The 21,821-nt window shown below is 47.4% G+C and carries 16 protein-coding genes; 7 read left to right on the top strand and 9 right to left on the bottom strand.

The window, feature by feature from the left end; translation table 11 throughout:
- The first annotated feature begins 97 nt into the window (after positions 1 to 97).
- On the top strand, positions 98 to 2,812 hold the full coding sequence (locus IEY09_RS00195) for a DEAD/DEAH box helicase (protein ID WP_188869348.1): 2,715 nt from the start codon (positions 98 to 100) through the stop codon (positions 2,810 to 2,812).
- A gap of 80 nt (positions 2,813 to 2,892) precedes the next feature.
- On the opposite strand, the gene IEY09_RS00190 is transcribed toward IEY09_RS00195, so the two are convergent.
- The 7 genes from IEY09_RS00190 to IEY09_RS00160 form a co-directional block, all read right to left on the bottom strand.
- Positions 2,893 to 3,657 carry a hypothetical protein gene (locus IEY09_RS00190; protein ID WP_069454250.1) on the bottom strand — a complete coding sequence of 255 codons (765 nt, stop codon included), beginning with the start codon at positions 3,655 to 3,657 and terminating at the stop codon, positions 2,893 to 2,895.
- Between the two features lie 256 nt (positions 3,658 to 3,913).
- Positions 3,914 to 4,873: an HTH-type transcriptional regulator YidZ gene (yidZ, locus tag IEY09_RS00185; RefSeq protein WP_188869346.1), complete on the bottom strand. Its 960-nt coding sequence runs from the start codon at positions 4,871 to 4,873 to the stop codon at positions 3,914 to 3,916.
- A complete protein-coding gene (locus IEY09_RS00180) occupies positions 4,848 to 6,038 on the bottom strand; it encodes an MFS transporter (RefSeq protein ID WP_188869344.1) in 1,191 nt (396 codons plus the stop codon). The genes yidZ and IEY09_RS00180 overlap by 26 nt, the downstream gene beginning before the upstream one ends.
- A gap of 200 nt (positions 6,039 to 6,238) precedes the next feature.
- Positions 6,239 to 9,070, bottom strand: coding sequence for a M16 family metallopeptidase (locus tag IEY09_RS00175; RefSeq protein WP_188869342.1), 2,832 nt, complete (start codon positions 9,068 to 9,070; stop codon positions 6,239 to 6,241).
- A gap of 529 nt (positions 9,071 to 9,599) precedes the next feature.
- Positions 9,600 to 9,944 carry a hypothetical protein gene (locus IEY09_RS20175; RefSeq protein ID WP_229777625.1) on the bottom strand — a complete coding sequence of 115 codons (345 nt, stop codon included), beginning with the start codon at positions 9,942 to 9,944 and terminating at the stop codon, positions 9,600 to 9,602.
- A gap of 220 nt (positions 9,945 to 10,164) precedes the next feature.
- The gene (gene ssb, locus IEY09_RS00165) at positions 10,165 to 10,878 is read right to left on the bottom strand and encodes a single-stranded DNA-binding protein (RefSeq protein WP_144344859.1); all 714 of its coding nucleotides are present in this window, start codon (positions 10,876 to 10,878) and stop codon (positions 10,165 to 10,167) included.
- Between the two features lie 108 nt (positions 10,879 to 10,986).
- Complete coding sequence (locus tag IEY09_RS00160; RefSeq protein WP_037431506.1) at positions 10,987 to 12,354, bottom strand: MFS transporter; 1,368 nt, start codon at positions 12,352 to 12,354, stop codon at positions 10,987 to 10,989.
- Between the two features lie 408 nt (positions 12,355 to 12,762).
- On the opposite strand from IEY09_RS00160, the gene uvrA reads away from it, so the two are divergent.
- The 6 genes from uvrA to IEY09_RS00130 all read left to right on the top strand — a co-directional run bounded on the left by uvrA (position 12,763) and on the right by IEY09_RS00130 (position 19,974).
- Positions 12,763 to 15,615: an excinuclease ABC subunit UvrA gene (gene uvrA / locus IEY09_RS00155; protein ID WP_188869340.1), complete on the top strand. Its 2,853-nt coding sequence runs from the start codon at positions 12,763 to 12,765 to the stop codon at positions 15,613 to 15,615.
- A gap of 72 nt (positions 15,616 to 15,687) precedes the next feature.
- Positions 15,688 to 16,026, top strand: coding sequence for a hypothetical protein (locus IEY09_RS00150; protein ID WP_224021592.1), 339 nt, complete (start codon positions 15,688 to 15,690; stop codon positions 16,024 to 16,026).
- An 84-nt stretch (positions 16,027 to 16,110) separates the two neighbouring features.
- Positions 16,111 to 17,145, top strand: a complete 1,035-nt coding sequence (locus IEY09_RS00145; protein WP_144344857.1) for a M28 family peptidase — start codon at positions 16,111 to 16,113, stop codon at positions 17,143 to 17,145.
- 191 nt (positions 17,146 to 17,336) lie between these two features.
- Positions 17,337 to 19,208, top strand: coding sequence for a DEAD/DEAH box helicase (locus tag IEY09_RS00140; protein ID WP_088586653.1), 1,872 nt, complete (start codon positions 17,337 to 17,339; stop codon positions 19,206 to 19,208).
- Positions 19,209 to 19,376: 168 nt separating this feature from the next.
- Positions 19,377 to 19,532, top strand: coding sequence for a hypothetical protein (locus IEY09_RS00135; protein ID WP_156143179.1), 156 nt, complete (start codon positions 19,377 to 19,379; stop codon positions 19,530 to 19,532).
- A gap of 67 nt (positions 19,533 to 19,599) precedes the next feature.
- Positions 19,600 to 19,974: a hypothetical protein gene (locus IEY09_RS00130; RefSeq protein WP_188869338.1), complete on the top strand. Its 375-nt coding sequence runs from the start codon at positions 19,600 to 19,602 to the stop codon at positions 19,972 to 19,974.
- 43 nt (positions 19,975 to 20,017) lie between these two features.
- Here IEY09_RS00130 and IEY09_RS00125 read toward each other — a convergent pair whose 3' ends face one another.
- Both IEY09_RS00125 and IEY09_RS00120 read right to left on the bottom strand, forming a co-directional pair.
- On the bottom strand, positions 20,018 to 20,641 hold the full coding sequence (locus tag IEY09_RS00125; protein ID WP_188869336.1) for an HAD family hydrolase: 624 nt from the start codon (positions 20,639 to 20,641) through the stop codon (positions 20,018 to 20,020).
- A gap of 23 nt (positions 20,642 to 20,664) precedes the next feature.
- Complete coding sequence (locus IEY09_RS00120) at positions 20,665 to 21,639, bottom strand: DMT family transporter (protein ID WP_188869334.1); 975 nt, start codon at positions 21,637 to 21,639, stop codon at positions 20,665 to 20,667.
- Positions 21,640 to 21,821: the final 182 nt, after the last annotated feature.

Raw genomic sequence — 21,821 nt, 5'->3', positions numbered from 1 at the left:
AGTTTTTGATCGTGCTTACAAATGGTGTCAACCTTGTCCGACCTATGCGATTAGGTTACTCTCGCATCGCTAATTAAGTCTTGGGGATGGATAGGGTTTGCAAGGGATTCTTAACTACTACAAACAGTGTTTTCAACACGATAGTGCTGAAATTAACCTCTGGGCTAGCCATAAGCTGGCGGAGCAAGATCAACTCTTACTTCAACATGAAGATGAATTTAGTAGTGGCTTTCTACCGCGCCTACCAGTGCCATTTACTCCCGCGAGTACATTACTAGCACGTAGTGCTTTATACCTGCGTGAAAAAGTGCTCTTGCACTGTTGTCTGTTTTTCTGCGGCAGTATCGAGCTTAATGGCGAAAAACGTAAAGTCGTCACCCCACTCCTTTATCGCGAATGCCAATTGCAGGCCGATGGCGATAACATTTACCTCGAATCCAATAACAGCTTGTCTGGCGGCGGGCCATTTACCATTAATGAAGCCCTGTTAGAAAAATTAGTCGTTGAAGGACACAGTCTAAGCCAAGAGTTACGCGACAATCCTACGGATGTCAGTGGTTGGATAGCTTGGCTACGAGCAGGCCAAGCCGAGGTTGATACCAGCCATTTATTGCATTTCCCCAAACTTATCGATGAGACGGAATTTACTCAGCTTAGTCGTAAACGCGGACAGTTTTTGGTCAGCCGTAGCCAAATCATTTTGGCAGAACGTTCCCTCGCCAGCCGCGGCATTTTGCATGAGTTAGACAAGCTTATCACAGCCCCCTCACTCTCAGCGCCGCTTCAAGCGTTGTTTGGGCCAACGCCAACTCGAGATTCTGTTAGTCACAATGTTGATACCCAAGAGGATTACCTTCCTGGGTTATTAAGCCGCGCGCAAATTCAAGTCCTAAAGGTGGCGGCTAATCATACTTTGGGGCAAATCTCAGGCCCTCCGGGAACAGGCAAGAGTTACACCATAGCCACAGTGGCGGCGGAGCAGGTATTAAGGGGCAAATCTGTCCTCATCGTCGCCCACACAGATGTTGCCGTTGATGTGATTGCCGATAAGTTGCAGCAACAGTTCCAACTTGGTAGCAGCCTTATCCGAGCAGGCTCGCCGCAGTTTATTAAAATCCTTAAAAACCAAATCGATGAGATCCTCCACGGCCAACACCCCGCGGTTGACCAAGAGGTGACGGATATTGTGCTACGCCTTGCAAAACAACAGCTAGCTAATGTCACCCGTGAGCAGGCCAATATGGAAACGGATTTTATACGCCACTGCCAGCACGCAATACGTCGCGGTCAAAAACTCGCGACACTAGAGCAAAAGCAATCCCGCTGGCGACTTGGGTTTTATCAATGGTTTAACCGCTCGGGTATCAAACAATTTGCCCAGCAATGGACTGTGCTCGATAAATTAACTGCCCTCATCGAGCAAAAAGAAAACTTAAGCCTCAAATACCTTCAACTGGCAACGTCCTATCGTTTGAATCAATTACTCAAACATAAACGCAGTACTTTGGTGAGTTTTGCCGGAGCGCTACGGGCAAGGCAGTCTGCCAAACAGCTCGACGGTTTCTACAAGACGGATTTTGATGCCTTAAAACAAACCTTTCCCATTTGGTTATCTAGCCTTGCCAGCTTACATAAAGTGCTGCCCATGGAGCAGCAAATGTTTGATTTAGTGATTATTGATGAAGCCACCCAAGCCAATATTGCCGCATGTTTACCGGCCTTGCAGCGGGCAAAAGCGGCACTGGTGGTGGGCGACAGCAAACAGCTGCGCCATTTCTCGTTTTTATCCCGCGCAAAGCAAACCCAAATCCAAACGCAACTCGGACTTGCTGCTGATTGCCGCGGCCTAATGAGCTACCGTGATGCCAGTATGCTCGACTTAGTATCGCAATCCCTTGCGAGCCAATCCCAAGTGGTATTTTTAAATGAGCATTTTCGGAGTAAACCTGAGCTGATCCAATTTAGTAATCAGCAGTTTTATCAAGGCATGCTGAAAATTATGCAGCACAGACCCTGCACAAGCTCTGGGCACTTACACCGAGTCCAGGTGACTGGCAGCCGTGATAGCAAGGGCATTAACGCCATAGAAGCGGAGGCATTAATTCAAAAGTTAGCTCAACTGATTGATGAACAAGAAAATGCATTAGTGCCCGCCAGCATTGGTGTACTCTCCTGCTTTCGCAATCAGACGGAGTATTTATCCCAGCAAATTCTCGCACGCTTTAGCGCACAACAACTCGAGCGTCACCAATTACGGGTTGCAACACCCTTTGGATTTCAAGGTGAGGAGCGCGATATTATGCTGCTGTCGTTTAGCATTACGGCCAACGACAGCCGCGCCGCCGTATATTTAAATCGCGAAGATATGTTCAATGTCGCCATCACCCGCGCTAAACAAATGCAGTGGCTATTTTTATCGGTACAAGCGCACGAGCTTCCGAAAAATAATTTACTGGCAACTTACTTAGCATCGGCGGGCCAATTTCAAGCGGCACACAATTATGTCGATTCCCTCGATAGCTTCGGTCAGTCGGTGGCACAGGCAATTGAAGCAAAAGGCATAACAGTCTGGCGCGCCTACCATATGGCGGGACTAGAACTGGATATTCTGTGCCGCTATGGTAACCAATATTTAGCAATAGATTTAATCGGTTACCCAGGGCCATGGGCGGATTTTTTCGAGATTGAACTGTATAAACTGTTACAGCGTGCGGGGATTAAACTTATCCCCGTCAGCTACGGATTATGGTGCCAACAGCAAGAATTGTGCATCCAATATATTTGCCAGCAATTGGGTATAACGCCCGCCTAAGGGGCAAACAACGCAACAACTAAACTCAATCACAACAGCCTTAATCGCTGCGGTTAAATGGGATTGCCCCTCTTCATACCTTATGCGCCTGTCCCCGCATAGTTTTCTTGAACGATTCCCATGGCTGACTGAACGGCAACGCTGTAGTCCTCAAACTTTTGTTTATAAAAGTAGAAAAATGCGACTCCGAACTCAGCTAACTCAATGAATATAAAGTTATTCGTAGAATGGAAAAAATGAAAGTCTTTGTTTGTTGTATGGATAACACAAAGGGAATTAAGCCTATCTACCTTGGATTTCACACTCAATACTTGCAATGCCGAACGAATATTTGAAAACACCTTTGCAGGACTAGTGTCCATAGGACCTTGAAACATTGCTATCGGCATTTTGCCAATGAAAGGAATGTATTCAGCCCCTTTTACCCTATTTAAGTTTCTTCTCAGGTCAAGCACTTGAAATTTATACTCTAATGTCTCTAACCATAAGATAATTAACTCTAAGGTATCTTGGGAGAATTGTTGGTGACTGACATCGACTCTCTGAAATTCATGCTTCAAATGCCTCTCTAAGTAACCAAGTAAATTAGAATTGCAATCTTTGCATGCTGGTAGTGTGGTTTTATTGTACGTTTGAGAAATACCGTTAGTTGTTGTTTCAAAAGTTCGTTTAGTACAACGATTATAGATCCATTGAGGAATCACGTGCTCCCTAGTCAACTGCTCTTGAGAGCCACAAATTATGCATATTTCTGCTGAGTGATCAGCAATGATTGCATCAATCACTTTTATCTTATTTGCTCTAATTTTCTTTCGAAGCTTAATCAGCATTAACTGAATGCTCATTTGAAAAATTACTCCCAACTCACAGGGCACTTAGCCTTTTATTAGTATGTTGTGCCATTACCTTATTTGAACAGCAAAGGCGCGTATAGTTAATTACTTGTAATAAAAGGAACTTACCAGCTTTTGATCACATGTGCTATGCGAAAATCCGTGCAATATTGAATACGAGGAGATAACGATCTGGTTCTAGCCACTCGTATGAGTAACTGAAAGCAGTGCATAGATAAGTAGTGTATGGCAATGATGGTTAACAGCCTTAATCATGCTGTTGATAAATCGCTTTTATCCTGTTTCGCAGCCAAGTGATTTTGGGGTTGTGGCTGTTTCTCTTATGCCAAATCAAGGTAAAAGGAATGGCGAGTTTATTAAGATATTCGCCACTTATCGGGATCGGGCGACTGACTAAGTCAGGGTGTAATTGGCGGGCATATTGCTCACAATATTGCGGCGCTATTGCCAGCATGCTGTGGTGCGGCTCAGCCGCAACAAACAATGACTGCTCAAAACTGGCCAAGGTCAGCACAGTATTACGACTTAACCCAAGCTCAATAAGCACATCATCTAAGGCCCAGGTTTCGCTCTTTTCCCACAAGATATTGATATGCGGGTATTTTAAGAAAGTGTCTATATTCCACTCTTCCTGTAAGGCCGGATGATCTCGATGCAAATACACCTGGGGAAGATCGGTAAATAAAACCTCAAAATCGATAAAATAAGGCAATAAATCAAGGGACTCCTTGGAGCGAGGATGACTTTCTCGGCCAGTAAAACCTATGTCTGCCTCACCGCGAATAATGGCCTCTAGTGAATCATAATCCCAATTGCGCACCTTCACTTTTGCATCAGGGTAGTGTTGGTAAATCGCCTGCGTTAATTGATTAAGCATAATGAGCGATAAAGGTGACTCAAGCATTAGCTCAAAACTGAGCCCTTTTGCCATATCGTTCCCGCGCTTGCCCATAAGCTGTTTGCCCATTTGTAACCAATCGGCTAAGTCATGCTCCATGCTTTGGGCTAATGGCGTAAGCTGCAATCCCTGGGGCGTTTTAATGAATAGTGGGTCGTCAAACCAATCGCGCAATTTCGCCAAGGATTTACTCACTGTCGATGGCGTCACATTGAGCTTTTTAGCGGCCTTAGACACGCTCCGCTCCTGCGATAGCAGCTGAAAAGTAAACAACAGATTGAGGTCAAGCCGACTCAGGGATTTGCTCATTAACTACCATTTCCGACATTTTAGGCACCGCTAACATTAGCGTGATGCTTACCAGCGCACCAACGCTGAGGATAGCTAATAATATATTAATCGCGCTCACTTCGAGCAGACCCATCACCCAAATATACAAAGCAGAAGTACACACTTGGGCAATCCCCAGTAACGAGCTGGCCACTCCTGCCCGAGCCACAAATGGACTAAGCGCCTGACTCATGGTCACCCCAAATCCAATTGAAAAACCAGAACAAACAAAAGCAAATCCTAAGAGATTGAATGAATGACTAACCCCGCCCAATTGAGTCAAGATAAACACTAAGGCGGCCGCAACGAATAACCCTTGGGAGAACAAAATTAATGATTTTTCTTTAAACTGGTTAAGCAAAAAGGGCGTCGAAAATGAGGCTAACATACTCACCAATGCCATCATTGCCATGGTATTGGAATATTGGCCACGGTCAAACCCCATCTGCCCCATAATCAGCATAGGAGACACATTCACATAGCTTAAAATCGTGGTCACACCTAAGGTCGTTATGACCACGCGACTGATAAAAAAGCCATGTTTAAAGGATTCCTTTTGCACACTTGGCAAAGCTTGCGTGTGAAATGCTGCTTTAGAATGGGTTTCACGCAATACCAATAGACAAAGAGCAAATACCAGTAATCCCATCGCCGCCATAGTGTAAAACAGGCTAGGCCATGGAAACTTAAGCATGATTAAGTGGCCAATCACAGGCGCGATCACAGGGATAATACAGGTCACGCCATTCACCATTGAGAGCACTTTGGCTCGGCGCTTATCGTCTAAGACATCACGCAAAATCGCGAACGCGACAACATAGCAACAACCCGCACCAATGCCTTGCGCAAAGCGCGCGATTAAAAACAGATCACTGGTTTGCGAGCCCGCTGCAAAATAGGAGGCTAGCGCGAACAGTAAGGCGCCAAAAAGTGTAATGGGTTTACGCCCAATCCTATCGGCTAAACTGCCTGCAAACAGCATAGTCGTCGCCATGCCAGCAAGATACACAGAAAAAGCAATGTGCAGCTGCGCCTCACTCGCCCCAAGTTGACTCGCAATTTGCGGCAACCCGACTAAGTACATATCTATCCCCGTCGGATACATTAGGACCAAGCCAAAACTACATAAAAGATATCGAAACATCACATCACCACTCATATCACCGCATTCCAAGAATATGGCGCTTAGCCTAATGCGGGTTTCGCTTAAGCGTGAGTGGCATTTTCGACAACGGTTATTTCCAATTGCGACCGACAAATATTTCAATCACCAATAAAAACCAAACCTCCTGTGACACGAGTATCACAGGAGGTAGGTCTTCAGATAAATTGCGGTTTAATGGCTCACGGAGCCGTGACGGGTGCAGGTAAGGTTTCGATAGTTAACCGCTTATCATCCTTGAGGTATTTCTGCGCTAATTGGCTTAACTCGGCGGGCGAGATCTGCTGTACCAACGCCAAGCGTTGGTTAAAGGTCGCAAAACGCTCCGGCTGGCTTTGGGCGGTTGAGGCCAAATCTAACCAGAAGTTATTACTTTGCGGCGCCATCTGCATCCACTCCAGCACCGGCTTGCGGGCGCGATTGAGCAAATCCTCACTGATCCCCGAAGGCGTTTTAACCTGCTTAACTGCGGCGGCGTAATACTTAGCCACCTCAGGTAACATGGCTGTCGTGGTCACACTAAATAGGCCGAGATAACCATATCCCGTTGGATTTAAATCATTATATGAGAATGCAGAAGGCGAATAACTTGCCCCCGCTTTCTCACGCACATTCTCGGTAAGTAAGATGCTTAGTACCTGCTCGAGCAAACCTAACCCCACCAGCTCACGGGGATTGCTCATATCCGCTGTCGGCCACACCTGCGCGAGCGCCGCCATATCGACCTGACCATAATGCGTCAGGCTCATTTGTGCTGGCACGTTGGGAAACACAGGCACGATAGTCTGCCCCTTAGGGATCGGCTGACGGGAAATCGCTCCTAAGGTTTGTGCAACCTCGGCAATGGCTTGGTTTTCATCAAAATCACCCACGATGGCCAGCTCAATCGCCCCTTGCTGCACCGCAGAGTGGAAGCTGGGTGCGAGTTCCGCAAACTGACGCTTGAGGATTTCATCAGGGTTGCCGTAGCCATAACGTTTGTCGCCATTATGGGCAATTCGCGCAAATTGATTCGAAAACTCCAGTTGTGGATTGCTATGAATGCTCTGCTGCTCGGCAATCACTTGCTCACGGAATAACTGCTCGGCTTGCTTATCCATCCCTGGGTCGACTAAATAGGCCGTCAGTACCCCTAATTGAGTGCGAAGCTCTGCTGCATTGGTGCTGATCTCGCCACCAAAACTCTGCTCACGTAAACTCAAACTGACCGAGATATCTTGGCCTGCAAAAATCTCCTGCAAGCTATCTAAATCGTGAAGTCCCAAACCGCCCTGCACAAAGGCGCTATTAAACAGGTAAGACAAACCATCTAGCTCGGGGAATGGCACCTCACCAAAGCCGATATTGAGACTCACCAACGTCAGCCCCTGATTAAAGGATGTAGGTTTTAAATTGAGACGCACACCGTTAGCAAACTCTAACTTTCGTATGCCAGTTGTGGCATCGCGCTGATCGGCCACAATCTGTCCAGCCTCACCAAATTGACTATAGCCAAACTCGGCAATACTCTTGGTTTCGGGCGCTTTTACGGCTTGCTTTTGGCTCGCGCTGTAGGCGGCTAAGAGTTGCTTTTCAATATTTTCAATGGGTTTGTTATTGGTTAGATACAGATAAGGCGTCCCTTCCCAAGTCTGTTTAAACAACTGATGCAGTTTTTGCGGCGTGATACTCGGCATCAACTTTTCAAACAGAGCCAATTGCCACTCTGGCTCCACAGGCACGCGCCTGCTCGCTACCGCACTCACTAAGCTGTCGGCAATGTTCACACTGTGGATAGTGTTACTGCCTGCGGCACTGAGCTGATAGCCCTTGTGAATTCGTTTAAGTTGCTGATCGATTTCCTGTTGGCTAAAGCCAAATTCCAGCGCCTGACGTAGTGTTTGTTCCAACAACGCAAGCCCTTGCTGCCAGTTGTTTTCCTGCGTTCCCAGCGTCATTTGCGTGCCGTAGGCAATATCATATTGCGGCCCAATTTGTAGACTCACGCCATACAAACCTTGGCTATGGAGCAGTTGTGACTCTAAACGACGATACAAAATGCCGTGGGCAATATCTAATAACATCTCCTGCTCACGCAGTGCAGGCGTATCTGGTTGCGGTGTTTGAGGTGTTAACATGCCTAACGAAACCGAGGTTTGCAGGCTTGGATCAAAAAATGCCGCCGCCTCAACAGCGGTTTTAGCCTGTACCACGCCTATAGATTGTGCCTTAACCCCTGCAGCCTGCGGCGCGGCTTTCCAGTCGATAAATTGCTGCTTGATCTTTTGCTCGATACGACCAACATCGATATCACCCACCACGATTAAGGTGGTGCGCGATGGCGTATAAAAACGCTGATAGAGGGATAATAACGTTTCACGATTCGCATTTTGAATGCTAGTCGCCTCACCTACGGGAAAGCGCTGCGATAGCAAGGTTTGCGGCATTAAAAAGGCTAGCTGGTGGCGATAGTTTTCTAAATCGGCACTACTGCGTTCACGCAGTTCAGATAAGACTACCGCTTTTTCGCGCTCGATTAGCGCGGGGTCAAGCAACAGATTACTGGCGATTTCACGCATTAAAAACAAAGCGGTATCGACTTTATCTTGGCTATTGCTCGGTAAATTAAACTGATAAACCGTTTGCTGAAATTCAGTCACCGCATTGGTATCAGCACCAAAACTTAAACCTATGCGTTGTAAGGTAGGGATCATCTCCCCCGCCGCGAGTCCCGTAGATCCATTAAACGCCATATGCTCTAAAAAATGCACCAGACCCTGCTCGGCATCCGTTTCCATCACCGAGCCTACATCCACCCGCATACGGACAATCACGGCTTGCTCAGGGGTTTTGTTGTTCACTAACAGGTAGTGCATCCCATTAGCAAGCGTGCCACTGTGCACTCGTTCGCTTAAGGGCAGGTTGACCGACTCAGGCCACAGAGGCGCTTCAACCGCACTTAATGGTAAAGCCATGCTGATAAGGAACAGCCATAGCCATAGGCGTTTAAACTGGATTTTCTTGAAATTGCTCATAAAAATTCACTTTCTCTCCAACATTCGATTCATTAACCGGAGAAAATGCTTACCTCAATACTGATAAATTGACTTTTTACTATAACCACAAAAACGCTTTAAGTCACAAAATCAATACCTTACAGCGTACTTAAAATATCAAAAAACATGCATTAATAGAGAAAACGACATTAGAAATTGAAAGTATATGAGGGAAAACTCGTTGTTAACTTTATAAAAAGATATTCCTCTATCGCATATTGTTAATTCAGAACAGGCTTAATTAAAGCCTGTTCTATTCTAAATTAAGCTAGTCTGATTAACACAGTTAATGCATAGATAACCATAGCCCAATAAAAACCAAAAAGAACAATCCAAACCCAATTCAACCAAGTTAAACTTGAATTATCCTCGTAGTCTAAAGGTTCAAGCGCAAAGTTAATTGCTTTTTGAGCTTCATACAATGGATACAAAACGGCTAAAGGTATAACAATAGAAATTAAAATCAAAGATGTCGGTAAAGTCTCAATTTGATTGAGAACACTAGAGACTACGACAAGTAAAACGTAAACTGTCGCCAAAGCAGAATGATTCCAACGATAACTTCTATTATCTTCTTTAATATATTCATTAACATAAACAAAGAGTGTGTAAAAAATACCGTAAAAATGCATCGAGCAATTGGCCATGCATCTAAATCATAATACTCTTTTAATGCCTGCCATTGCTTATAAAACCAGTATATTTGATATAGACCAAAGGTAGCAAAAAACATAATAACAAATTTAGCAAGTGAAACATGAAACAGTGGTACTCTGTGAATATTGCTATCTACTGTTATTTGTTTTTCATCGCTCTTTAATGGATTATTTTCCTGACTTATTACATCTTCCATGGAAGAATTCCTTTCTTTTAGTAGTCGTCATAACGTTAATTTATTTTCAAAAGTTCAAGCCCTTTAGCGGACTCAAAAAATCTACCCTAAACCGCAACAACTGTTAACAATTAAGCAAATAAAATTATTCAAAGGAAAGATAAGCCACATATAAACAAAAAGCCCTGCAAAATATTGCAGGGCTTTTAAAAACTATGTTTCCACTGTAAAAGTTGGAAAATTAAAACGGGATATCGTCGTCCCAACCGTCATCCAAATCTGGAGTAAAGTTTTGCTGTGGCTGTGGTGCAGGGCGCTGTGCAGGAGCCGCTGGCGCTTGATACGCAGGAGCTGCAGGCTTAGGCGCATAACCGCCTTGTTGTGGCTGAGCGTGTGGCTGCGCATGGGATTGTTGCTGGCCATAGCTTTGCTGAGCTGGCTGCTGATTGTAGCCAGATTGAGGTTGTGGCGCTGGTGCTTGGTAAGCCGGAGCCGCTTGCGGTGCTGGCGCGTATTGATTTTGCGCAGGAGCAGCTTGTTGTGGGGCTGATTGGTAACCGCCGTTTTGTGGCATACCACCCATTGGGGCACCTTGGCCTTGACCTTGGTTACGGCCGCCTAACATTTGCATGCTACCGCTTTGGTCGATAACCACTTCAGTACTGTAACGATCTTGACCGCTTTGGTCTTTCCACTTACGCGTTTGCAATTTACCTTCGAGGTAAACCTGTGAACCTTTACGCAGGTACTCACCCGTAATTTCAGCCAACTTGCCAAACAGAACCACACGGTGCCATTCAGTACGTTCTTGCTGTTGACCTTGTTGGTCTTTCCACGATTCGCTGGTCGCAACGGTGATGTTTGCGACTGCGTTACCGTTTGGCATATAACGCACTTCTGGATCTTGTCCCAAATTGCCAACCAAAATTACCTTGTTAACACCACGACTGGCCATTGAAATCTCCTGCGATTCTTTAAATAATCTGTTAATTCAGTATGTTGTTTATAATTGTTGCCGCAAGGGAAAATCCGCATCCCTAAGTATTCGCGGCAATAACACATATTATTGAGCAGAGCCTAACACAGCTCGGGCTTCTCTTAAATCGAAATGCTCGTCAACTTTGAGATAAGCGACTTTCTCGTCTAGCACCACAATCGCTTCAACCACACCCATCAATTGTGACAGTTGCGCCGCCATATCCCGCGCTTGGGTTTTGTCTTTAACGGCAGCCTCTAAGGTGTAACTCTTAAGCAGTACAGGATTTTCCATCCCTAAGGTGAGCAATAACCAAATGCCCATTAACACCAACGCGACAATAAACACGCCCACTGCACCGACTAATTGGTACGCACCGCCACCGAGCATACCGCCACAAAAGGCCCCGAAGAATTGGCTGGTCGAATAAACACCCATCGCCGAGCCTTTTTCACCCACTGGGCAGAATTTCGCAATCAAACTCGGCAGCGACGCCTCAAGGTAGTTAAAGCCAGTAAAAAACAGCAGCACGGCCACGCTCAATACCCAGAGGTTGCTGGCAAAAATCGCCATGGCCGCAAGGGCAAACATCATGATCACTAAAGCAATTTGGAACATCGCCTTAGTATTCTTACGCTTCACCCCGATGATGATTAACGGCACCATCAAGAAGAAGGCGCCCACAAACGCAGGGAAATACAGCATCCAATGTTTTTCTTTCACCAGACCCGCATCGACTAAGTCGAGTGGCAAGGCGACAAACACGGCGGTTAACACTAAGTGCAGAATAAAGATCCCCGCATCGAGCCTAAACAGCTGCGGATCGGTCAACATGCGCTTAAGCTTCGCGGGCGCCGCTAAGGTATCGCCCTTAGGTGCGTGGGAAATGGGATTGGGCACCAATAACTGCACAATCAACATGCCTAACACCGCAAGCCCAGCAGTTAAAAAGAATAACCCTGATAAGCCTAAATGCTGCGCCACAATCGGGCCAACCAGTAACGACAGTGCAAACGAGCCACCGATACACATACCAATAATCGCCATGACTTTGGTACGTTGCTCATCCCGTGTTAAGTCGGCCGCGAGCGCCAGCACAGCGGCCGCAATCGCGCCCATTCCTTGTACAGCACGGCCAAACACCACGCCATAGATAGTCTCAGCATTGGCGGCAATTAAACTGCCGATGGCAAACACCACTAAGCCTGCAAGAATGACAGGTTTACGGCCATATTTGTCTGATAAAATCCCCATAGGGATCTGTAAAATGGCCTGAGTTAAGCCATAAGCACCGATGGCAATGCCCACCCAAAGGGGTGAAAAACCTTCTAAATGCCGACCATAAAGTGCAAAGACGGGCATGATCATAAACAAGCCCATCATGCGTAAACCAAATACACTGGCTAAAGAAAACGCGACTCTTGTCTCGGTTCCTGAAAGTCCGTTGTTACCCATGATTTTGCCTTGGATTGAAGTCTTTTAGGGGGCGCATGTTAGCACACCACAAAGCATTTGCTCAAAAGGAAAAACCGTCCTAAGCACTCGTAGTTAACGGGTTGTCCAGCCCCATGGCAACGCCGTTTAAAAGGCACGGTTACGGCCTTAGGTCTTTATTTTAAAGGCTTATCTAAAAGTCGATTCGCTACAAATAGTTAACTTGATACTTACAGAGATAAGCTTAGGCTTGCCCTCATACTTGGATTAATCTTAGTTAATTCGCTAGGTTCATCACGATTATATCGCCCACGGCCAAGCATTGGCTTACCGCCAACCCAGAATAGAGATCACAGAATCGACTAAACTCAGCCGCCGAACTGTGCGATACTTAGGCTCATTTTTTTAAGCATAAGACTTGAGCGATAGATGGATAAGATTGAAATACGCGGCGCACGGACCCACAATCTCAAAAATATCAACCTGACTATCCCAAGGGATAAGTTAATCGTTATCACAGGGTTATCGGGATCAGGCAAATCTTCCCTAGCATTTGATACTTTATATGCCGAAGGCCAACGACGTTACGTTGAGTCTCTTTCTGCCTATGCCCGCCAATTCTTAAGCTTGATGGAAAAGCCCGATGTCGACCATATCGAAGGCTTAAGCCCGGCGATTTCCATCGAACAAAAATCAACCTCCCATAACCCACGTTCGACTGTGGGTACAATCACCGAAATTTACGACTATCTACGTCTGCTGTTTGCCCGCGTGGGCGAACCGCGCTGCCCGACTCATGGCCAACCGCTGGCGGCGCAAACCGTGAGCCAGATGGTCGATAAAGTGTTAGAAATGCCCGAGGATAGCCGCTTAATGCTGCTGGCGCCCGTGGTCAACGGCCGTAAGGGTGAGCACGTTAAATTACTCGAGGGTTTATCCGCTCAAGGTTATATCCGCGCCCGTATCGACGGTGAAGTCTGCGATTTAACCGATCCGCCAACTCTCGACTTACACGTTAAGCACACCATCGAAGTGGTGGTCGATCGTTTTAAAGTCCGCAGCGATATCCAGCAGCGCCTCGCCGAATCCTTTGAAACCGCGCTCGAACTCTCGGGTGGGATTGCCGTGGTCGCCAGCATGGATGAAGGCGCCACTGAAGAATTAATCTTCTCGGCCAACTTTGCTTGCCCGCACTGTGGTTACTCGATGGCCGAGCTTGAGCCACGGATTTTCTCCTTTAACAACCCCGCCGGTGCTTGCCCAACCTGCGATGGTTTAGGGGTACAACAGTTTTTCGATCCTGACAGAGTGATCACCAACCCTGAGTTATCCCTGGCTGGCGGCGCGATTCGCGGCTGGGATAGACGTAACTTCTATTACTTCCAGATGCTAAGTTCGCTGGCCGACCACTATAAGTTCGATGTCGAAGTTCCCTTCGAACAGTTGTCGGATAAGGTGAGAAAAATCGTTCTCTACGGTTCAGGTAAAGACAGCATCGCCTTCAAATACATCAACGACCGTGGTGATGTGGTGGTGCGCAATCATCCCTTCGAAGGCATCTTAAATAATATGGACCGGCGTTACCGTGAGACCGAAAGTAACGCGGTGCGCGATGAGTTAGCCAAGTTTATCAACACCCAAGCTTGCCAAAGCTGTCGCGGCTCGCGTCTGCGTGAAGAGGCTCGCCACGTATTTATTGGCGATCTTAACTTGCCAAAACTGACCGTTTGGTCAATTGGTGAAGCCCTAGATTATTTTGACAAACTCGAGTTCAACGGCCAAAAAGCACAAATTGCTGAAAAAATCCTCAAGGAAGTGCGCGACCGTTTAGGTTTCCTCGTCAATGTTGGCCTTAACTATTTAAGCCTATCACGCTCGGCCGAGACCCTCTCGGGCGGTGAAGCGCAGCGTATTCGCTTAGCCAGTCAAATCGGTGCTGGGCTTGTCGGCGTAATGTATGTGCTCGATGAGCCTTCTATCGGCTTGCACCAGCGGGATAACGAGCGTCTGCTGCAAACCCTGATCCACCTGCGGGATTTAGGCAACACAGTGATTGTGGTAGAGCACGATGAAGACGCGATTCGTATGGCGGATCATATTATCGATATCGGCCCAGGCGCTGGCGTCCATGGTGGTGAAGTGATTTGCGACGGTCCGATTGAGAAAATTATCGCCTGCGACGAATCCGTCACTGGGCAGTACATTTCGGGTAAACGCAATATTCATATCAGTACCCCACGTACGCCGTTCGACCCGAAACAAGTGATTGAGCTCTATGGCGCCCGCGGCAATAACCTGCGTAATGTAGATTTAACCATCCCTGTGGGATTATTCACCTGTGTGACTGGAGTATCGGGCTCAGGTAAATCGACGCTGATTAACGATACCTTCTTTAGAATTGCCCACAAACAACTCAACGGCGCCACCGTCGATGAGCCCGCGCCTTACGATCGGATTGTCGGTATGGAGCAATGCGATAAAGTGGTCGATATCGACCAAAGCCCGATTGGCCGCACACCACGCTCTAACCCCGCCACTTATACTGGCATCTTTACCCCAATTCGGGAGATTTTTGCCGGAACGCAGGAATCCCGTACCCGTGGTTATCAGGTCGGGCGCTTCTCCTTTAACGTCAAAGGTGGTCGCTGCGAGGCCTGCCAAGGCGATGGCTTAATTAAAGTCGAAATGCACTTCCTGCCCGATGTGTATGTGCCCTGCGATGCCTGTAAGGGCAAACGTTATAACCGCGAAACCTTAGAAGTGCGCTACAAGGGCAAGAATATCCACGAAGTGCTGCAAATGACGGTGGAAGATGCCCGCGAATTTTTCGATGCCGTGCCTGCGATTGCCCGCAAACTGCAAACCCTAATGGATGTGGGTTTGTCTTACGTACGTTTAGGTCAGAGCGCGACGACGCTATCTGGCGGTGAGGCCCAAAGGGTAAAACTGGCCAAGGAACTCTCTAAACGCGATACCGGTAAGACCTTGTATATATTGGATGAACCAACCACAGGCCTGCACTTTGCCGATATCCAATTGCTGCTGGATGTACTGCATCGACTCAAATCCCACGGCAACACGATTGTGGTGATTGAGCATAATCTGGATGTGATTAAAACCGCAGACTGGATTATCGACTTAGGCCCTGAAGGCGGCGGTGGCGGCGGTACAATCCTCGCCACAGGCACACCAGAAGAAGTAGCCTTGCATCCTACCTCACACACGGCACGCTTCTTAAAGCCGCTGCTGGAGCGGGATGCACAACTAGCAACGCAGTCATAATCAGGTAAGGCTTCAACCTCAACGACGCCTTGGGAGAACACTCCCAAGGCGCACTCCATCGAGGAGGATATTTTGTTAGAACATCGCCCCAACTTAACCAGCTTAAGTCGCGTTAATGTCATGCTCATTACCTGTTTAGGACTAATGCTATTCGCACTTGCTATCGCGGCTATCGATCCGATTATCGGTCAACCCACTCGTTTACAAGTTACTGTCTTAGATAGCACCGCAGAAAATAGCCTGCTGGCATTACCCGATGGCCGAGTCACCACGCTTGCCCAAGGTGGACTCACCAAAAATACTCAGGTCACCCTGTGCTCGCGCACACATTTGGTCTCAGGCTTAGAGCACTTTAATTTAAGCCCGCACCAAGAGGCGGCGCTCTCCCCCGAGATCCAGGTATTAGATTAAATCCACATTAGGGCCCATGCACTCTAGCTAAATCCCTGTTAGGCTTAGGATTGATCGTTCCTATTGCCAACCTTAAGGATAATCATGGGCAATTTGGCACACGCACTCACTGCAATCATCCGCTCTTGGTCTCCATGCATTGGCTTCTTGCACTTTTTTACCCTTAGCCTATGTATGGGACTCATGGCCTGCACTAGCCAACCTGCCGAATATACTTGCTCACCAGAGGCGATTCGATTGAATTGGGCTGCCCCCGCAGATCTTAAGCAAACAGTAGCAACACTCAGCTCAGCAGAATTAATGGGGCGTAAAACCCAAACAGAAGGCGCAGCCAAGGCGCGCGACTATTTAAATCACCAGTTTCACCAACTAGGCCTTAAACCTTGGGGAACAACCTTCGAGGTTCCCTTCGAATATTCCACCCTATTTAGCCAAGAGGTGGGAAGCAATCTGGTCGCCTTAGCGCCAGCGCGACAACCTACGGATAAATGGCGTATTGTAGTCGCCCACTATGATCATCTCGGCGTGAGTGGCGGCAAGGTTTACCACGGTGCCGATGACAATGCCTCCGGCGTTGCCGCATTACTCGCCATCGCCAACCACTGGCAAGCGCAGCAACGCGCTGCACCCGACTCACTCCCCAACATTAACTTAATGTTTGTCGCGACCGATGCCGAAGAACCTGGACTGTTTGGCAGCACGGCCTTAGTGGAGCAACTCAAGCAGCGAATGCCTGAAGCGCAATTTGAACTGATGCTCAATCTGGATATGATTGGCCACCCAAGTCGCCCTTACGCGATTTACCTTGAGGGCAGCCGCAACTTTTATCAATTTCCTCAATTTAGGCCAATGTTGAATGAATCTAACGGCCTGTGTATCAAACTCAGTCACCCTAAGCCTGTGGGGAGAAGTATCCAGAGCACTAATTGGCTAAGAGCATCGGATCATTATCCCTTTCATCAGGCTAAAATCCCTTGGCTATATTTTGGTGTGCCCACCCATCCGCAATATCATACGCCGGAGGATACCTACGAGACCTTGGACTATGTTTTTCTCGCCGCGGTAGCGGAATCGGCTTTTGAATTAATTAAACTCGATGGCAACTTTTTGAAAAATTAGCCGAAGTGGCGCGTTTCTTGCTCAGTTTTTGCGAAAAAACCTCCTCAAACGGTGGATTTATCCTTATCCGGATTGGTAAAGCGGCTTATATGCTGCTATAATCCGTCGTTCGCGGGAAATCGACACGGGGTTGATTTTCTGTCTGTGAAACTTAAGCGCCAATCCGCGCGCATCCACAAGGCTACAACTCAATGTCATCCGATGAAAGAACTTTCCGTGAACTCGGCCTATCCGAGAATTTGTTGCGTGCTCTTGACGAGCTAGGTTATGAAAAACCAACGCCAATCCAATCAGCCAGTATTGATCCACTTATGGCTGGCAAAGATATTTTAGGTCAAGCGCAAACTGGTACAGGTAAAACTGGCGCCTTCGCGCTGCCGCTGCTGAATAAAGTCACCAGCCAAACCACACCACAAATTTTAGTATTAGCACCAACGCGTGAACTTGCAGTTCAAGTTGCTGAAGCGTTCAGTAGCTATGCCAAATTTATTAAGAATTTCCATGTACTGCCGATCTACGGTGGTCAAAGCATGCAACAACAGTTGAATGCCCTCAAACGTGGTCCACAAGTTATCGTGGGTACGCCTGGTCGTGTAATGGACCATATGCGTCGTGGCACGTTAAAACTCGATTCATTAAAAGCACTTGTGCTCGATGAAGCCGACGAAATGCTAAAAATGGGCTTCATCGATGATATCGAATGGATCCTTGAGCACACGCCAAGCGAGCGCCAATTGGCACTATTCTCGGCCACAATGCCAGAGCAAATTAAACGTGTTGCTAACCAGCATTTACGTAGCCCTGTACATGTGCGTATCGAGTCTAGCCAAACGACAGTTGAGTCAATCGAACAACGTTTCGTACAGGTATCACAGCACAATAAATTAGAAGCGTTAGTACGCGTGTTAGAAGTTGAAAATACTGAAGGTATCATCATCTTCGTTCGTACTCGTAACTCATGCGTTGAATTAGCTGAAAAACTTGAAGCCCGTGGCTATGCCTCATCACCTTTACATGGTGATATGAACCAACAAGCCCGTGAGCGTGCAGTTGAACAACTCAAAAACGGCAAGCTAGACATTCTGATCGCGACTGACGTTGCGGCCCGTGGTCTAGACGTTGAGCGTATTGGCCACGTAGTAAACTACGATATCCCATACGATACAGAAGCTTACGTTCACCGTATCGGTCGTACTGGTCGCGCTGGTCGTAATGGTATGGCAATTCTGTTCGTCACTAGCCGTGAAATGCGTATGCTGCGCACTATCGAGCGTGCAACTAACAGCCGTATTTCGCCAATGAAAGTACCAAGCCCAGAAACCGTTGCAGAACGTCGCCTGTCACGCTTGGGTGAGCAGCTCGCTCAAACCATGAACAACGATCTCGAATTTATGCGTGAAGCTGTTGCTCAGTTATGCCAGCAACTTGAAGTAGATACCGATCTGCTCGCGGCTGCCCTGCTGCACCAAGTTCAGCAGGAACGTCCACTGCAATTACCTGCGATTCAAGAGCGTGTTCGTGATGAACGCAGTGAGCGTAGCGAACGTGGTTCAGACCGCGGTGCTGACCGTGGCGAACGCCGTAGCCGTGAATCACGTCCAATGCCAGCAAGCTTAGGTAGCGCTGAAGCGTTAAAAGACAATCCAGACCTGAAAATGTGCCGTTATGTGATCGACGTAGGTCGTGAAAATGGCGTAGGTGTAGGCAATATCGTTGGCGCTATCGCAAACGAAGCCAATATCGACAGCCGTTATATCGGTGCAATCCAACTTTATGATTCAGTGACAACTGTTGACCTGCCAGACGGCATGCCAAAAGATGTACTACAACACCTGAAGAAAGTGCGTGTGTGTGGTAAGCCATTGAATATCCGTGAAGCTGGCGACCAAGTCTTTGTTGACTCTGGCCGTGGTGCCCGTAGCGACCGTCGTCCACGTAGCGACCGCCCAGCTGGTGATCGTAAGCCACGTGCAGCGTCGGGTGACAAGCCGTTTGCAGACCGCAAACCACGTTCAGACAAGCCAGCAGGCGAGCGTAGACCACGTAAACCACGCGAAGAGTAATCCGCAAACCTAACCCCTTAGGTCAAGCGCATTAAAACAAACGCATTAAAAAGGAGCCTCGGCTCCTTTTTTGTTATCTAAAAATCGCTCCTGCTCAAACTTCACTGGCCAGTTGATATTTCGAGCAGGTATAGTCAATACGTGGATGCCTAACTTAAGGACAAAAAAATGGATTTTTTAGCACTGATAACTTACCCATTTATCTCGGCACTGCCCGAGCTCGCTAAGTCATGCCGCGAAGATAAGACTTTATTAATCATGGTGCTCGTCGGTTGTACCCTGTTTGCGGGGTTTATTGGATTGTTAGTCGCAATGGCAAATTAACTTGCACTTAAGCCAGCATGTCTATTAGTGTCGGCGTAGTCTTTAGCAATGCAATTAGTGTATTTCGATGAAAAAAGCTCTTAGCGCAGGTCTTTTATCCGCCTTTGTCGCCCCCGGCAGCGGCCATTTTTACCTAAAACATAAACGCACTGCACTGGTATTTTTTAGCTTAGCGGTCGTGAGCCTTGTGCTGCTACTCATGCAAATCTATCAAGTGGCGCAAGTGATCGCCTTAGATATTCAAAACGGCACCTTACCGCTTGATATCGGCGTGATTTCTGCCGAAATCACCCAACAAACCCAGACCACAATTGCCAATGCCAATGAACTGCTCTATGGCTTTTTACTCTGCTGGTTAGTGGCATTACTCGACAGTATTCGGCTTGGGCTAAAACAAGATAAGCAAGATTCCCTAACCGCAAACACATCGAGTGAGAATTGACATAAAGTGATATAAAACCTTATCAATCTGGCATCGTGTGCACTTAGTCTTTTGGGATTGCCACTGCCCAAGCTTCAATAAAACTCTGATAATTGCCAATGAGTAAATCCGCCGCGAGTGCATAGTCGGGCACCTCTTCAGGGCAGTAGAGGGCGCAGCGACTACCGGCGTTTTGCGCGGTTTGCAGATCGAATAGATAATCCCCCACATACAAGATATCCGACGGATTCAACTGCCATTGCTCGCAAATCAAGTGGATACCCTGCGGGTGAGGTTTAGGCTCGGCATCGTAACGGGTCAGCACTAAAGGGATATCAATACCGAGTTTTTCGATGGTGATTTTGGCCGCCTCGGGCATATTGCGAGTCAAAATCGCCAGCGGCAGTTGTCTTGCCTTTAAAAACGCAATCAACGCCTGCGCGCCTTCAATCCAGCTCGCTTGGCGCGAGCTGGCAAGCTCGTAGTCATGGACAATTTCCAGCGCCTGCATCTTGGCCATAGTGGTCTCAAGGCTATGGATATGCTCGAGAATATCGGTACCCGATCCAATACCTAATGCCGCTCTTAAGCCTTTAAAGTCAGGGGTTGAATGGGCAAGCGTACCGTCGAGATCGAAGATAACCCCGCGGATCTGTTCTAATTCAATATCGGTCAGGCGTGTGATCACTAGGATACCTATTCAGCTGCCAGTTAAATGGGTTGTAAACGTCTCGCGCGGCGCTGGCGATACAGGGGCAGCAACTGCACCACCATCACAGAGACAATAATCACACCTATGCCAAAGAGCGATAAAGCATCTAACTCATCGGCCTTAAACACGTCAGGCCACCAACCGATACTCACCACTAACGCCGTGGCACTAAAGCTAAATACTGGCGTTAACGCCAACATGGCGCTCACCTGTGCCGTCGGCCAATACTTCATCGATTGCCCAAAACAACCGTAGGCAATCAAGGTATTTGCGGCGCAAAACAGCGCCACTTGCCAGTCGAAGCTATCCATTTGTGCAAACTGGCTAAAATCGCTAAAGGGCGCCATCACAAAAATACCTAAGGCATAGATAACCAAGAGTACGTTGGCGGGGGACAAACGGTTCAACAGTGACTTTTGTAGCAGTGCGTAGGTGGTCCATGACAATGCCGAAAACTGTACAATCATCACCCCAAGCCAGATCTCATGATTATCGGTGGCGGAAAAATCTAAAAAGGGATGGAAAAACATTAACATCCCTAAGGCTAAAGCGGCAAAACAACTGAGCTGCACCGCATTGAGGCGTTCTTTAAAAAATAACACGCCGCCAAAAGCGAGGAAAAATGGCGAGGTTTGAAAATTAAGTTGCGCCGCGCCCGGGGCTAAATAGTCGAGGGAATAGACGAATGACACATAGTTAAGCATTAAAAACAGTCCGGCGAGGATAAGCCTGAGCCAAACCTTGGCATCGAGCGCCGCAAACTGTTTCAAACTCCCGGCACTCCACTGCACCAAAATACTGACCAAGAGCGCCACCAAAAACCGAAACCAAGTCAACGTCACTGGGTCGATAAAACTCCCCGATAGCTTAAGTGCTATAGGTAAAATCCCCCAAAACAGCACGGCAACAGAAATAAACAATAACCCCAATTGAGCATGGTTATTTGCCAAGGATCCAGAGTGGCTTTGATTCACGGAAAAGTCCCAGTAGTACAGCAGAAAGGAACGCCATTCTGGCACCGCACCGCGCTAAGGTCTAGCGTAAGCAACGATTAACTTATCCGCCTGTTTGGATAGTTAAGCTGACACTCAATCAATCTTGCTAAGCGATAAATGCTCAGCATTTGAAGATAAGTTTTATCAAGCCTTTACCGACA

The organism is Shewanella xiamenensis, from assembly GCF_014647135.1.
GTDB classification, from domain to species: domain Bacteria; phylum Pseudomonadota; class Gammaproteobacteria; order Enterobacterales; family Shewanellaceae; genus Shewanella; species Shewanella xiamenensis.
This window is presented reverse-complemented; position numbering and strand designations above follow the sequence as displayed.

Coding starts and splice junctions, on each gene's coding strand:
- ssb (WP_144344859.1), bottom strand. CDS start 10,878: ATGGCCAGTCGTGGTGTTAACAAGGTAATTTTGGTTGGCAATTTGGGA.
- IEY09_RS00190 (WP_069454250.1), bottom strand. CDS start 3,657: ATGAGCATTCAGTTAATGCTGATTAAGCTTCGAAAGAAAATTAGAGCA.
- IEY09_RS00130 (WP_188869338.1), top strand. CDS start 19,600: ATGAAAAAAGCTCTTAGCGCAGGTCTTTTATCCGCCTTTGTCGCCCCC.
- IEY09_RS00175 (WP_188869342.1), bottom strand. CDS start 9,070: ATGAGCAATTTCAAGAAAATCCAGTTTAAACGCCTATGGCTATGGCTG.
- IEY09_RS00140 (WP_088586653.1), top strand. CDS start 17,337: ATGTCATCCGATGAAAGAACTTTCCGTGAACTCGGCCTATCCGAGAAT.
- IEY09_RS20175 (WP_229777625.1), bottom strand. CDS start 9,944: ATGGAAGATGTAATAAGTCAGGAAAATAATCCATTAAAGAGCGATGAA.
- IEY09_RS00160 (WP_037431506.1), bottom strand. CDS start 12,354: ATGGGTAACAACGGACTTTCAGGAACCGAGACAAGAGTCGCGTTTTCT.
- IEY09_RS00145 (WP_144344857.1), top strand. CDS start 16,111: ATGGGCAATTTGGCACACGCACTCACTGCAATCATCCGCTCTTGGTCT.
- yidZ (WP_188869346.1), bottom strand. CDS start 4,873: ATGAGCAAATCCCTGAGTCGGCTTGACCTCAATCTGTTGTTTACTTTT.
- IEY09_RS00180 (WP_188869344.1), bottom strand. CDS start 6,038: ATGTTTCGATATCTTTTATGTAGTTTTGGCTTGGTCCTAATGTATCCG.
- IEY09_RS00135 (WP_156143179.1), top strand. CDS start 19,377: ATGGATTTTTTAGCACTGATAACTTACCCATTTATCTCGGCACTGCCC.
- uvrA (WP_188869340.1), top strand. CDS start 12,763: ATGGATAAGATTGAAATACGCGGCGCACGGACCCACAATCTCAAAAAT.